Annotated in this window: 15 protein-coding genes and 1 pseudogene; 15 read left to right on the forward strand and 1 reads right to left on the reverse strand. The window is 62.2% G+C overall.

The features are described from left to right. Positions 1-282 precede the first annotated feature (282 nt). The 14 genes from GWC77_RS30390 (at position 283) to GWC77_RS25425 (ending at position 12,276) form a co-directional block, all read left to right on the forward strand. Entirely contained in the window at positions 283-489 is a 207-nt protein-coding gene (locus GWC77_RS30390; protein WP_367949109.1) for a helix-turn-helix domain-containing protein, read from the forward strand. Between the two features lie 302 nt (positions 490-791). Beyond that, a complete protein-coding gene (locus GWC77_RS25365; RefSeq protein WP_173261490.1) occupies positions 792-1,796 on the forward strand; it encodes a hypothetical protein in 1,005 nt (334 codons plus the stop codon). After that, complete coding sequence (locus tag GWC77_RS25370) at positions 1,796-2,149, forward strand: hypothetical protein (protein WP_173261493.1); 354 nt, start codon at positions 1,796-1,798, stop codon at positions 2,147-2,149. Before GWC77_RS25365 ends, GWC77_RS25370 begins: the two co-directional genes overlap by 1 nt. A 2-nt stretch (positions 2,150-2,151) precedes the next feature. After that, a complete protein-coding gene (locus tag GWC77_RS25375) occupies positions 2,152-2,334 on the forward strand; it encodes a hypothetical protein (RefSeq protein WP_173261495.1) in 183 nt (60 codons plus the stop codon). Between the two features lie 586 nt (positions 2,335-2,920). Next, positions 2,921-3,115, forward strand: a complete 195-nt coding sequence (locus tag GWC77_RS25380; RefSeq protein WP_173261497.1) for a hypothetical protein — start codon at positions 2,921-2,923, stop codon at positions 3,113-3,115. 4 nt (positions 3,116-3,119) lie between these two features. Continuing rightward, on the forward strand, positions 3,120-3,620 hold the full coding sequence (locus GWC77_RS25385; protein ID WP_173261499.1) for a hypothetical protein: 501 nt from the start codon (positions 3,120-3,122) through the stop codon (positions 3,618-3,620). A 25-nt stretch (positions 3,621-3,645) separates the two neighbouring features. Continuing rightward, positions 3,646-3,804, forward strand: a complete 159-nt coding sequence (locus GWC77_RS25390) for a hypothetical protein (protein WP_173261501.1) — start codon at positions 3,646-3,648, stop codon at positions 3,802-3,804. Beyond that, on the forward strand, positions 3,801-4,016 hold the full coding sequence (locus GWC77_RS25395; protein WP_173261503.1) for a hypothetical protein: 216 nt from the start codon (positions 3,801-3,803) through the stop codon (positions 4,014-4,016). The genes GWC77_RS25390 and GWC77_RS25395 overlap by 4 nt, the downstream gene beginning before the upstream one ends. A 147-nt stretch (positions 4,017-4,163) precedes the next feature. After that, positions 4,164-4,982 (forward strand): ComEC/Rec2 family competence protein, encoded by an 819-nt coding sequence (locus GWC77_RS25400; RefSeq protein ID WP_254367173.1) that lies wholly within the window; start codon positions 4,164-4,166, stop codon positions 4,980-4,982. Continuing rightward, positions 4,979-5,629 (forward strand): hypothetical protein, encoded by a 651-nt coding sequence (locus tag GWC77_RS25405; RefSeq protein ID WP_173261507.1) that lies wholly within the window; start codon positions 4,979-4,981, stop codon positions 5,627-5,629. The genes GWC77_RS25400 and GWC77_RS25405 overlap by 4 nt, the downstream gene beginning before the upstream one ends. A 470-nt stretch (positions 5,630-6,099) precedes the next feature. Further along, positions 6,100-6,780, forward strand: a complete 681-nt coding sequence (locus GWC77_RS25410; protein ID WP_254367174.1) for a zinc-binding dehydrogenase — start codon at positions 6,100-6,102, stop codon at positions 6,778-6,780. A 222-nt stretch (positions 6,781-7,002) separates the two neighbouring features. Beyond that, positions 7,003-10,458: an adenylate/guanylate cyclase domain-containing protein gene (locus GWC77_RS25415; protein ID WP_173261509.1), complete on the forward strand. Its 3,456-nt coding sequence runs from the start codon at positions 7,003-7,005 to the stop codon at positions 10,456-10,458. A 92-nt stretch (positions 10,459-10,550) separates the two neighbouring features. Next, a complete protein-coding gene (locus GWC77_RS25420) occupies positions 10,551-11,600 on the forward strand; it encodes a patatin-like phospholipase family protein (RefSeq protein ID WP_173261511.1) in 1,050 nt (349 codons plus the stop codon). A gap of 61 nt (positions 11,601-11,661) precedes the next feature. After that, a complete protein-coding gene (locus GWC77_RS25425) occupies positions 11,662-12,276 on the forward strand; it encodes a hypothetical protein (protein ID WP_367949107.1) in 615 nt (204 codons plus the stop codon). Positions 12,277-12,323: 47 nt separating this feature from the next. Here GWC77_RS25425 and GWC77_RS25430 read toward each other — a convergent pair whose 3' ends face one another. After that, on the reverse strand, positions 12,324-13,139 hold the full coding sequence (locus tag GWC77_RS25430; protein ID WP_367949108.1) for an IclR family transcriptional regulator: 816 nt from the start codon (positions 13,137-13,139) through the stop codon (positions 12,324-12,326). Positions 13,140-13,285: 146 nt separating this feature from the next. Between GWC77_RS25430 and GWC77_RS25435 the strand changes: the two are divergent. Then, positions 13,286-13,660 (forward strand): annotated as a pseudogene (locus GWC77_RS25435) (hydroxymethylglutaryl-CoA lyase); the annotation flags it as partial. Positions 13,661-13,786: the final 126 nt, after the last annotated feature.

Below are 13,786 nucleotides of genomic sequence, written 5' to 3' on the forward strand. Positions count from 1 at the left end.
TGGCTCCAATACGCCGATCATCGAGTGGCCCGATTGTGCCGATCATGCACTGGCTCGATTACGGCGATCATCCGGTGGCTCGATTACGCCGATCCCGGAATGGCTCGAATATGCCGGTCAGTGACAGGAGACTTATAGGAATCCTGAAACCTGCTGAAACCGAAACCGCCGACCACGCTCCGCCGCACGCCCCTGCATCGCGTCCTGGATGACATGCGCAAGCTGTCCCTGGCGCTGCTTAGGGAGCGCCGGTTTGCGTCCAATGCCGGCGACGCGCTGCTGATGTGTGCCGTAGCCATCGGTGACCTGGAGGGCAGGCCGCTCACGGCGTACAAGCTGGCCCAGTACATCGGCATGCCGCGACCAACCGTTATAAGAAAGCTCGCCAGCATGACGTGTGCTGGGCTTGTAGAGCGCGATGCAAGGCGCCGATACCTTCTCACCCCTGAAGGTCGCAGAAGGGCTGCAAAGGCTGCTGGCGTGGCGTAGACGTGGGATGCCGACCTGGCGTCGTGGTGGCCTGGCGAGCACCCCCGCCCCCCCCGTCGCGGGTCCTTCCCAGGGCCGCCAGGGGCGGTGCCATGTGAGCCCCGAAATCGAATATCTGCGTGGCTCCAAAATCCCGTTCCATTTCCAGTTCGTTGACAGAGCAACGAATGAATAACCCACAAGAGGAATCAAGCATCGGAAAGCGGAAGAATTCGGAAAACGGCAGCGCGAATATCCCGCAAGAGGAATTCCCAGCGATAACGCCGCAGAATTCTTCTAAACAACCGCAAACGAGCGAAAACATGACCTACACCGACGACGAAGCCCGCACCCTCCTGGAGGCGCATTCCCGCGCCGGCCAGCGCCAGCCGCAACCGAACCCGCTGACCAGCCTTATGGAAGCGGCGGAACGCGCGCTTGGCTATCGAGACTACGGCAGCGCGGACAATCCGCGCCGTGAGCCGTTCCCGGCCGCAAGCCGCGTCATGATTGACCTGTCGCAGTTCGTCGCAGACGGCAATCCATCGCCTAACGTGTACGGCGTGCAGAACCGCCCCGCTGGAGAAACGCTGACGCTCGATCCTCGCGCCGTTATCGAACAGCATTCCGTCGTCGCGCAGGCTGGCACTCGCATCATCATCGCTCATCCCCGCGACCGCGCCATTGCCATCGGTGGCGGCGAAAAGACGGACGGCCTGTTGGGCTTCTACGAAGACCCGCAACTCGTGCGGAACGTCGAGCCGGCGCAGTTCGCCACGCTGGCGGATGCGTCTGACGCAACAGTTTCGTCCCTGCCGTTCCGCGACCAGTTGTTTACCTGGCCGAGCGTGCCGACCGCTGCATTTCGCGTAACTGTTACGCGCGACCAGAACCGCCAGGTGGGCGGCGGTGACGATCTGCGCGACGCGTTGCTGCGTTCGGTCCTGATGGGCTTGGGTCTGTACGCCGACAAGCTGTTGCTCACGGCCATTGCGGCCGCCACGCCGGCCGCGTTCACGTTCGGCGCGGCTGCCGCCAAGTTCCTAAAGGTGGACGACCTGCGCGCCGTCATCGGCACGACGGGCACGGGCGCAGGCTATCGCGGTGACGGTGCGTTCGTGGCGAACCCCGGCATCCCGGGTGAAATCAGCGAAGCGACTGCAGGAACATACATCGGTGCGTTCTCTAGCGCTGCCGTTGCGGTCTGGCCGGAACTGACCGTCCAGGCGCGCCGCTTGTCCACGGCCGGCGACCTGGAAGTGACTTGCCTGGTGAATGCGCAGGCAGTGTTGCCTGACGCCGGCAAGTTTTGGACGGTGGCCGCGTAATGCTCACCCGCCTGCGCGCCCTGGTGGGCGGGCGAAAGCCCACCGTAACGCGGGCCAGCGACGAGCTGCCAGCCGAAGCCGCAACCGTGATCGCCGCAGCGACTATCGTGGATCGCGGAGCGGATGACGAAGGAAGCCCGCGCGTGTTGGTGATGACGGCGCACGGGACATTCCGCTATTCGTTCGATGGTGCGCGCGACTGGCTGCGGCAAGCATTCCCCGCGCTGACGGACGCACAGATGGCTCGCGCCGTGAAGCTGCTGACCAGCCGCGTCACTGAATTTCAACGCGATGCCATCGCGGCGCCTGCTAAGCGCAGCGACTGGGCCAGCTGGAAGCCCTTGGAGATTTGAACATGGAACAGCAGAAAGTCTCACTGACAATCCCGCGCGACGTGCGCGAAAAGATCGAAGCCGAACGACGCCAAATGAGCGAGCGTGTCGGCGCGGACCTTTCGTTCAATCAATGCGCTACCGCTCTGCTGCGTCGTGCGCTGGATGGACACCGAAACGATTTTCAACCGGCCTCACCGGGCTAATAGTGAGGCGTCCAGCTCACGACGGACGGTCAGAAGCACGTGAGCGCGGTATGGCAGCCACCGCGACGATAAAACGGGCCACCCCTTCGCCTGCTGGCGGGCCGGAAATTCGCCAGCGCCCTACCTTAGCGACATGCCATTTTCGAAATGCGACAACGACAAACACTTACCGAAGCCGCCGACCAGATCGGCGAAGCATCCGCGCTGCTGGCCCGCTATCGCACGCTATTGGCCGGTGCCGCAAACATCGACTCGCCGGTAGTTTCGCACGCAATCACTGACCTGCGACGCACAGCGGCTGCGCTGGAATGCGCCGCAATCGGGCTGGCAACGGCACAGCGAGGTACGGGCGAATGAAGGCACTTCTGACCAAGCTGTTTCGACGCCGCGCCGCGCCAGCGCAAGCACCCGAAGCCGCAGCGCTGCCGACGCCCGCACCCGTAACGCAACCGACGCCGCCCAATCCTGGTGGCAAACGCAAATACAGGGGTGGCAAGCGCCGTCACGCAGCGCCGCGTGGCGCAACGCGCATCGACCCCAATGGCCCATTGATCGAGCAGGCCCGACAAGCTGGGGGCATCAAGCGATGAGCGGCATCGATCCGAACAACCTGTTTGACCTTATCGCGGCAGCTGCCGTTACGGCCGACGCAATCGCCAGTGACACACGGCTATCGGCAAATGACCGCGCGGTGGCGGCGTCGATTCGCGATGTAGCGAAAGCGTGGCGGCGGCCTGCGTTCGACAGATTCAGCGATTGGACACCACAACAGCAAGGGTGACGGTGTGAGCGTAATTCTCGAAATGGAAGTGTCGGACGCAGACCTGGCCGCGATGTTCAACATGACAACGCGCTGGGTGCGCCAGCGCGCCGAGGAAGGCGTGATTGTTCGCATCGGCCGCAACCGCTACGCGCTGGGTGACTCGGTGCAGGCGCTGATCGCGTACCAGACTGGCGGCGACGTTGGCGACGAAATCAACAAGGCGCGGCTGCGCAAGCTGAACGCCGATGCTACGCGCGCCGAACTGGAGCTGGCGAAGGAACGCGGCGCGGTCGCCCTAATTAGCGAATTCGAGCGCGCGCAGTCGGCGAAGTGCGCGGTTATCCAGCGGAACGTCCTTAACGTCGCCCAGCGAGCCGCGCTGCAGCTACTCGGTGAAACCAACGAAACGACGTTCAAGCAGAAGCTGCGCGAAGAATTGACGCTTGCACTTAAGACCGCTGCCGAAACCGAACCCGACCTGACCGACGAGACCGACGACCATGCAGACACCGACGACGAATGAAGTCCTGGCATCCGCTAAGCGAGCCATGCTGTTCCTGACGCCGCCGCACGATACCGAAGTCGAGCGCGCAGCCGCGCAATCAGCCGCCGAACGCGCCTTGCTGGATGCCGTTGTTCAGTTCATCCGCGCCGGCCGCGATGACCTTGCGCACTGTGCCGCCGAACTGGCAGCAGACGCGCGATGATTCCGAAGTTTTCGATTCGCGGCACTGCCGGCCGCGAGATTACGAAGAAATCAGGCGATGCCGACGCATGGGACGCGCTTGTGTCCCGCGTACTCGGTCCTGTCGTCACAGACGCGGACCGCGAGCGGCGGCGCGGGGATGCGCTGGCCCTGGCTGCCGCCGCCCTGCGGGCCGCTGGGGAAAAGCCTACGCAGGCGGGCGTGCTTGCCTAGCTGTTGGCAAGTTGAAAATATCGAGGACGCAACTAGCGCAAGCGTAGCGCAGGCCCTATATCATCCGCATTGTTCTGGGGACTGGGGACCATCATGCCTGGGGTAATGCGCCTTCGCGTCTGGGACGTGGAGCATGGCCAGTGTGTCATGCTGCAGCACGCCATGCCTGCACCTTTCGGCGGGGAGCAATTCGGGCCGCTCGCCATGATCGATTGTGGCGACTCGGATACATGGTCTCCCAGCGCCTTCATTCGTTACCAACTCGGTCGAACAAATCTCGATTACCTGTTCATCACCAATGCCGACCAGGACCACATGAGCGACCTATCCGGGCTTGGGCGGGCTGGCGTGACTGTGGATACCCTCATCCGGAACACTTCATACGATGGGACCACACTGCGGGCGATCAAGCTTGGCGGCGGCCCGCTCACCGGCGATGCCGAATGGTATGCGGGCGCTTGCGACAGCTTCAACGTGCCGACAAGCCGCCCCTTCAATCAGTACATGAACGGGATAACTTGCGAGACGTTCAGCAACCCGTTCCCGCGTTTCATCGACACGAATAATCTTAGCCTTGTGGTGTTCATCCGCTACGGCGGCACGACTTTCCTATTCCCCGGCGACTTGGAGCGTGACGGCTGGCTGGCGCTGCTTGAACGCACCGATTTTCGCGCATGGCTTGGCACCGTCAATGTGCTGATGGCCTCGCACCACGGTAGGGAAAATGGCTTCTGCGCGGAGGTATTCGAAATCTGTAATCCGCGCGCCGTCATCATTTCTGACAAGTCCATTGTCCACGACACGCAGCGCACCCCGGACTACAGGCCGGTAGTGCAGGATGATGGGGTCGTCGTTCGGACAACCGGGAAGCGGCGCCACGTCCTGACCACGCGGCGCGATGGGTGGATTCTGTTCGAAGTGGACGACAGCGGCGGCTTTTTTATCGATACCGAGTGCCAAGGATGAAAAGTCGATCCGATGCCCTGAAAGCCGCGAACATCAAATGGCTAGTCATGCTGGCCGCCCTGGATGCGGCTGTGGTGTTCCTGTTCATCGCGCCCGAGCTGGTGGACGCCAGCAAGCTGGCCATACTGCGCGCCAGCGTGTCGCCGCTGTTGCCCGTCGTGGTGCTCCTGCTGACCGGCCTGCTGTCCCACGAAGCCAAGGCGAGGCTGGTCTACTGGAGGATCGCCAACCCGCTTCCAGGCAGCCAGGCATTCACGAAGCACGCGCCGGCCGATGCCCGAATCGACATGAAGGCGCTCGAAAAGAACGTCGGGCCGCCGCCGACCGACCCCGGAGAGCAGAACGCGAAGTGGTACAAGCTGTACAGAATGGTGGGCGACGATGCCGCCGTGGCGCACGCACACAGGCTATACCTGATGTATCGGGACATGGCGGCCATGTCGCTGCTGTTGGTCCCGCTGGTGCCTGCCGCTCTTTGGTATGCTGGGGCGCCAGCGGCAAGCCGGTGGATCGCTGCCGGCCTGTTCGCCGTTCAGTACGTGGTATGCGCGATCAGCGCGCGTCACAGCGGCACGCGATTCGTATGTAATGTACTCGCAGTCCACTCCACCACGAAGGTGAAGGCCGCGCCGGCTGCAAAGGCGTGATGCTTGATGGGCGAGCCAGTAACGCCGAAGGGGCTGCCGATATGGCGGCCCTTTTGCATGGTGGCGGCCTGATGGCATATTTGATGGTACGGACGGATCGGCTCGCCATGAAATCCAGTATCTACGCGGGTCTCGCAGTCCAATTGATAATCGAGTGGGAGTGATGGTCCTTTCAACTGAATGGCTTGGGATGGTCGGGTAAACAATACGCACTCAATTCTGAATGATGTCCGCTGCAATGCGCGCATTTGTCACGTGATGATCGGCGAGGTTCGGCCATGAAGGGACGTTCGACACCGAAGGCTAGATAGTCGACAATCGTTTGCCCCCGCGAGAGTGGCGCGCTGCCGATCAGTGGCGCGTACGCGCAGTACGTGTGCCTCCCGCAAGGTGAATTGGTTCCGGTGTCACCTGGATTGGACGCTGCTGAGGCTGTCAGCCTCGTGCTGAACTATGTTACGGCGTACCAGATGCTGCATCGTTCCGCGAAGGTCAGACCGGGCCAGCGCGTCTTGATCCACGGCGCGGCAGGTGGGGTCGGCACGGCGCTACTGCAACTTGGGCGCCTCGCCGGACTGGAGATGTACGGTACTTGTTCATCGCATGGGGCGTCGGCCGTTTCAGACCTGGGCGGTATCCCAATTGATTACCGACAGCTCGACTTTGTGAAAGAAGTTCAGCGCCTCACAACGGACGGCGTAGACGTCGTCTTTGAAGGGGTCGGTGGTAACCACATTTGGCGTTCCCGCAAGGCTCTCCGTCCTGGAGGGACAGTAGTCGCATACGGACTAACCTCTTCTCTGCGTGGGGGTAGATTCGCTTCAGGCCGTCCAGGTCCAGGCGGTCGTCATCGCTTTCGCGCAATCGCCATTTTCGGGTTGTACATTGCTGGCGGCTGGCTATTGCCGGGCAGGAAACGGGTGATCCCCTACAGCATCCAGTGGCTAAAACGGCTGAAACCGGCATTGTTTCGACAAGATTTGATTGTCCTGCTTGGCCTTCTGCAACAGGGGAAGATCAAGCCGCTAATCGCGCAGCTCATCCCCCTTGCAGAGGCGCGACGCGCGCAGGAGCTGCTCGGCGAAGGGGGCGTGATAGGCAAGATCGTGCTCGTGTGCAATGAATCCGGTTCTGCGTCAGGAGCGGTATAAGAATGGTGTGCGGCGACCGCTGTACCTCGGAAGCCTACCATTCGCCTCTTAACGTGCCAAGGACCGGTGTGGGTCGGCAAGAGGCATTCGTTTCTCGGGTGAGCAGACCATGTCCTGTCGGCGGATCCTGAGCTTAGCGGATGGATCGGGCGAGGACCTGAATTCCCGCAACGGGCGGCGCATAATATCTTGAGGTCGGCCCTTGGCAGGAAGAGGGTTTTTATGCGCTGCACAATCTGTGGATCCGAGAATCCTCCCGATGCGAGGTTCTGCCAGGAATGTCAGGCTGTGCTGTCCCGCATGTGTCCGCATTGCGGACATGAGGCAGCGCCAGCGGCCCGCTTCTGCAGCAACTGCGGAACGCCGCTGACTGCGCCCGCCGCTGCGCCGCCGTTTTCCCGACCATTCGGCCGCGAACCGCCTCTGACGCCCATCCACTACACGCCCGATCATCTCGCCGAGCGAATCCGAGCCGAACACGCGGCGATGGAAGCGCGTGGCGAACCTGCCGGCGAACGCAAGACCGTGACTGCGCTGTTCGCCGATATGGCCGGGTCGACTGCGTTGATTCACGATCTCGATCCTGAAGTCGCGCATCGCCTGATCGTGCCCGTGGTCGAGCTGATGATGGAAGCGGTTCATTACTACGAAGGGTACGTCGCAAAATCGCTCGGCGATGGCATCCTCGCGCTGTTCGGCGCACCGATCGCCCACGAAGACCATGCGCAGCGCGCGCTTTTCGCTGCATTGCGCATGCAGCAGGCGATGCGGCAGCACGGTGACCGCATTCGTCTGCAGGAAGGCGTTCCTCTGCAAATCCGCGTCGGCGTTCACACGGGCGAGGTCGTCGTCCGTTCGATCCGCACCGACGACTTGCATACCGATTACGATCCGCTCGGGCACACGATCCACATCGCATCGCGGATCGAGGGAATCGCCGCACCCACGTCGATTCTCGTCAGCGAATCGACCCACAAGCTCGCCGAAGGCTATTTCGAATTCAAGGCGCTCGGGGCCACGCAGCTCAAGGGCATTCCCGCGCCGCTGTGCGTATACGAGTTGCTTGGCCTGGGGGCATTACGCACGCGCCTGCAACTGGCCGCGCACCGCGGTCTCGCGCGATTCGTCGGCCGCGAAACGGAAATGGAGCACCTGAACCGCGCGCTGGAAGCCATGAGGGCCGGGCATGGCCGCGTGGTTGGCGTGGTGGGGGAGGCCGGCGTCGGAAAGTCTCGCCTTTTCCACGAATTCAAGGAGCGCTCGCGACGCGGCGCGCTGGTGCTCGAGACGTTTTCCGTATCGCACGGCAAGGCGTTTCCCAATCTGCCGCTCATCGAGCTCCTGAAGAACTATTTCCAGATCACGGTGCAGGACGACGAGCGGCGCTGTCGCGAAAAGGTCATCGGCAAGGCACTCGCTCTGGAGCGCAGTTTCGAGGATCTCGTCCCGTACGTGCTCCATCTGCTCGGCATCGGAGAAGGCGGGCCGGTACTCGTCGAGATGGATCCGCAGATCCGGCGCGACCGCACGTTCGATGCGATCCGGCAACTTCTTGCGCGCGAGAGCGAGAATCAGCCGGTCCATTTGCTGTTCGAGGACCTGCAATGGCTGGACCGTGAAACGGAAGCGTTCCTCGCCTACCTGATCGACCACCTGCCGGACAGGCGCATCCTGCTTCTGGTGAACTACCGGCCCGAGTATCAGCCCGCGTGGACGCGCGCCGCTCACTGGAGCGCCATCCGGCTTGAACCGCTTGGTCCCGCCGACGCGCAAGGACTGCTGGCGGCGCTGCTCGGCGAGGACCGCACGCTCGTGCCGCTGAAGCAGCGCATTCTGGAGAAGACGGAGGGCAATCCGTTCTTCATGGAGGAAGTGGTCCAGACGCTCGTCGAGGAGCAGTCGCTGCTCGGCGAAGCCGGACGCTACCACATCGTCGAGACGCCGGCGACGCTGCATATTCCCACCACCGTTCAGGGTGTGCTCGCGGCACGGATCGACCGGCTTCCGATCGAGGAAAAGGAACTGCTGCAGGCGCTAGCAGTGATCGGCCACGAGTTTCCGTTCAGCCTGATCCGCCGAATTTGCGGCGAGGAGTCGGTGCGGGACGACGAACTGCGTCGGCTGCTCGCCCATCTGGAAGCAGCGGAGTTCATCTACGAGCGGCCCGCGTTTCCCGAGGTCAATTATTCGTTCAAGCACGCACTGACGCAGGAAGTGGCAGGGCGCTCGTTGCTCACCGAGCGACGCACCACGCTGCACGAGCGCACCGCGCAGGCGATCGAGATGCTGTTCCCGACGCGCATCGCCGATTACTGCAGCGAACTGGCACATCACTACAGTCAGAGCGGCAACATTCCAAAGGCCGTCGAATACCTGCATCGTGCGGCCCAGCAGGCGCTTCGCCATGCTGCCCATCACGATGCAATGAATCACCTCGGCGCGGCGCTCGCATTGCTGAAAGGCCTGCCCGACACCGCGATGCGCGCGCATTGGGAACTGACGCTGCTGCTTTCCCTTGGGCCAGTCCTGATGGACGTGCGCGGGTATGGCGCGCCGGAGGTCGGCGCGACGTATACGCGCGCGCTCGAATTATGCGAGCGCACGGGGGAGGCATCGCAACGCTTTGCGACGCAGCTGGGACTGCGGATACATCACCTGGTGCGCGGCGAATATGCGCTCGCGACCGACCTGGGCCAGCAGATGCTCGGCACGGCGCGGGATGCGAACGATCCAGGCTTCCTCATCGAGGCACACGGTGCACTGGGTTCGTGCTTTTTCCTGCAGGGCGATTTCGACGCTGCACGCAGGCATGTGGAACAGGCCCTGGCGACCTATGATCCGGAACAGCATCAGGCTCACGTGTTCGCACATGGCGTCGAGCCCGGCGTCCGGGCACTCAGCTACCTCGGGTTGACCTTATGGTTTCAGGGGTATCCCGACCAGGCGCTCAAACGTAGCGCCGACGCGCTCGCGCTCGCACAGGCTCTTGCCTATGGCCCCTCTCTGGCGTTCAGTCTGACCTACACCGCACACTTGCATCAACTACGGGGGGAGCCCGCGCTTGCCGCCGAGCGCGCGGAAGCCGTCATCGCGGTATCGGCGGAGCTAGGATTGCCCTACTGGCTCGCGTGCGGGACGCTGTTGCAAGGCTGGGCGATGAGCGCGCAAGGCAACATCGAGGGCGGCATTGCGCAGATGCGTCGAGGGCTCGATGCGCACCGGGCCGCCGGCGGCGAAGATCAGCGGCCTTATTTTCTTGCGCTGCTTGCCGACAGTTACTGGCGTTCGGGTGACAAGCGCGCAGCACTGCGCATGCTGGACGACGCGATGGCGATCGTCGAGAAATCCGGCGAGCATTGCTACGAGGCTGATCTGTACCGGCTCAGGGGCGTCTATCTGGCCGGAAGCGCGGACGAGGCGGGGACAGCCGCCGCATGCGACGGCGAGGCCGCCGACTGTTATTACCGGGCGATCGCGCGCGCACGCGAGCAGGGTGCGAAGGCGCTGGAATTGAGGGCAGCGTCGGATTTGGCTCGTCTGTTGCAACGGCGGGGAAAGACCGTGGAAGCGAAGCAGGCGCTGTCCGACGTGTACATGAGCTTCACGGAAGGCTTCGCTACGAGCGATCTGCGAGAGGCGAAGGCGCTGCTGGATGCATGGAGCGTGAGTGCAGGTTGAATGGAGCCGAGTCGCACGGCGGCGTATCGCGTGACGACGTGCGTTCCACGACTTGAGGCTGCTCCGCAGAATGGAGAGTCGAGGGGACGGGCATGGCAACCACGCACACGAGGCGCCGCGACGATGCCCCGCGCAAGCCGATCGCGCTCGCGTTGCAGGGCGGCGGCATGCATGGTGCTTTCACCTGGGGCGTGCTCGACCGGCTGCTCGAGGACGGCAGGCTCGAGATCGAAGGTGTCAGCGCGACGAGCGCCGGCGCGATGAATGCTGCGGTACTCGCATACGGTCTGCAAAAAGGCGGCGCCGACGGTGCACGTCAGGCACTGCACGATTTCTGGCACGCGGTCGCGCAATCGGCAGAGCGCTACAACCCGCTGCGCTGGGTGCCGTGGTTGAAGGGAACGCACAGCTTCGGGCTCGATCATTCGCCGCTTTATGCATTCGCCGACATGATGCTGCGCGTCTTTTCACCTTATCAGTTCAATCCGAACAACCTGAATCCGCTGCGCGAAGTGCTCGACAGTCAGGTCGACTTCGACGCGCTGCGCAAGCACTGTCCGATTCGGTTGTACCTGTGTGCGACCAACGTCGAGACGGGGAAAATACGCCTGTTCGCGCGAGAGGATGTCTGTGCCGACGCGGTACTTGCATCCGCATGCGTGCCGACGCTGTTCCAGGCAGTTTCGATCGACGGCGAGTACTACTGGGATGGCGGCTACATGGGCAATCCGGCCATCTATCCGCTTATCTACAATTGCGCGACGCGCGACGTCGTGATCGTGCACATCAATCCGCTCGTGCGTCGCGGTGTACCGATGACGGCCGCGGAGATTCTCAACCGCATCAGCGAGATCAGTTTCAACTCGTCGCTGATGCGCGAGATGCGTGCCATCGCGTTCGTCACCGACCTGATCCAGCAAGGCACGATCAAACAAGGCGACATGAAGGAAATGCTGATCCATTCGATTCGCGCCGACGACGCGCTGAGCGCGTTGAGCGTATCGAGCAAGTACAACGCAGATTGGGGATTTCTGAGCGAGCTGCGTGACCATGGGCGGCGCGAAGCGGATGCATGGCTCGCGCATCACTACGTAAACATCGGACAGCGCTCGAGTATCGACATCCGCACGGAATTTCTGTGAACGCCTCGCGCTGATGTCGGCGTCGGGCGATCGCGCTGGCCCCACGGCCCAAGGAGCGAACGTGAATCGGACGCAGGCGCGGTTTGTCGCGTTGTGGTCGTGTAGCGGCGGGACGGATGCCGACGAGGTCTATCGCCTGCTCGCGCGCTGCTATACGGAGCCGGCGCGCCATTACCATACGCTCGTGCATGTGCGGCGATGCTTGCGTCACTTCGACTTGGCGCGTGATGCGATTCGGGCACCGGATGCCGTCGAGCTCGCGCTCTGGTTCCATGACGTGATCTTCGTTCCGGGCGCGCAAGACAACGAGCAGCGTAGTGCGGAGTGGTTTCGAGAGCAGGCGCGCGGCCGAATCCGCGCGTGCGATCGCATCTGCGCGATGATTCTCGCGACGACCCACGCGGGCACTGCCGCGGAACCGGATACCCGCTTCGTGTGCGATATCGATCTGGCGGTGCTGGGCGCCGCTCGCAGCCGGTTTCGCGAAGACGGCCGGCGCCTGCGCGCAGAGCGCCCCGATCTCGACGACCGGGCTTACGACCTTCACGAACGGACGATTCTCGGCGCGCTGCTCGTACGGCCGCGCATCTATCTGACCGATTTCTTCTATGCACGCTGCGAGGCGCAGGCACGCAGAAATCTGAACTGGCGGCTGGGGTTACCGATTCCAGAATGACGACGACATCGAAAAATCGTCCTGACCTGTGACTACTAGCGTCTCAGTTAGCCAACACGCTCGAGGTTCTGGCGATGGCTCACCGCGGACGTCCCGGAAAACGAGGCAATGCTTGCATCGTACCTCGCGCCTTTTCCGCCCAGTCCCACCGTTGCCTGTTTCGCTCCCTCGAGCAAGCGTTTAATTGCAAGTTCCATTGCAGGTGACGCGTCGATTCTTCCTTTAGGCCCGGATAGAGTAAGTGCTCCAACCAGCTCCCCCATTGCGTCGAAGACAGGGACAGACGCGGAAGCCGTTTCAGGATCGCGTTCGCCGTACGAGACTGCCCATAGGCGGTCACGCACCTCCTTCCAACGCTCGTCCAAAAGATCTGTAAAGGCGAGGAGTAGCTTGCCTGACGCTCCTTTCTGGATATCGAACATCTCCCCAACCCGTATTGACACTCGTACGCTTCTCGACGGCTCGACACGAAACAATACGAGCCGTTGATCTGCGTGCCTTACGTAGAACGATGCAGTCTCGCCAAGATCTTGACTTAGCTGCTGCAGGATTGGCTCGACAACGGGGCCGACCTGAAAGGACCGCTGGTAGAGGCTCGCTAAGCGCAGCGGAGCGGGACCGATGGCGTACTGGCCATCGCTGAGCTTACGTATGAATCCGCCGTGCTCCAATGCGCCGAGCAACCGCAATACGGTGCTCTTATACAAGCCGGTCCGCCGCGAAAGTTCGGTCAACGTCAGGCGATCATCGGACAGCCCGAAGGCATCGAGGATCGAGAAGGCGCGGTCCAGCACGGCAACGCCGCCGGATGCACCAGTCGCTTCATCGGCCGACGCAGCCGCTGAGATTTTCTTGGTGGGCACGCTAACTCCTCCGAGGGGCATGCTCAGACTATATCGTTCTGCGCAGTAGAACTCAAGTTCTATTTCTGGTTAACCCCTGTTGTGGCTCCGCCCTTGTTGCTCTAAAGTTTTCTCAGGTAGAACTTAGGTCTGTCAGGTAGAACTTTATGAAGGAGCGAATCGTGAGTGCCCCCAGAATCTTGATTAGCGAGGTCGGCCCGCGTGACGGCTTGCAAAGCATCAAAAACGTCATGCCGACTGCGGCAAAGCTGCGTTGGATTTCCGCGCTCGCCGCTGCCGGATTGAAGGAGATCGAGGTGGGGTCGTTCGTGCCGCCCAAGCTGCTACCGCAAATGGCGGACATACGTGAGGTCGTGCTTCACGCTCTCTCGATTCCCGGCCTTCATGTTGCGGTCCTCGCGCCTAACCTGCGCGGCTGCAAAGGTGCGTTTGAAGCTGGTGTCCACAAGGTCACGTTGCCGGTCTCTGTTACCGACGAACACTCTATCGCCAACGTCCGCAAAACCACGGCACAAATGATCTGACCTGCCCCCTTCGGTAGGGCCAGTCGGCTTCTAGCAAAGTCCCTTTAAACCAGCTCCTGGAAAGCGGCAGGAGCATCCGCTGTTGCCCGATGTTTCGCCGCGAACTCTGCTGGCGAAAGATAA

It is taken from the genome of Paraburkholderia sp. NMBU_R16 (genome assembly GCF_013282575.1).
Classification (GTDB): domain Bacteria; phylum Pseudomonadota; class Gammaproteobacteria; order Burkholderiales; family Burkholderiaceae; genus Trinickia.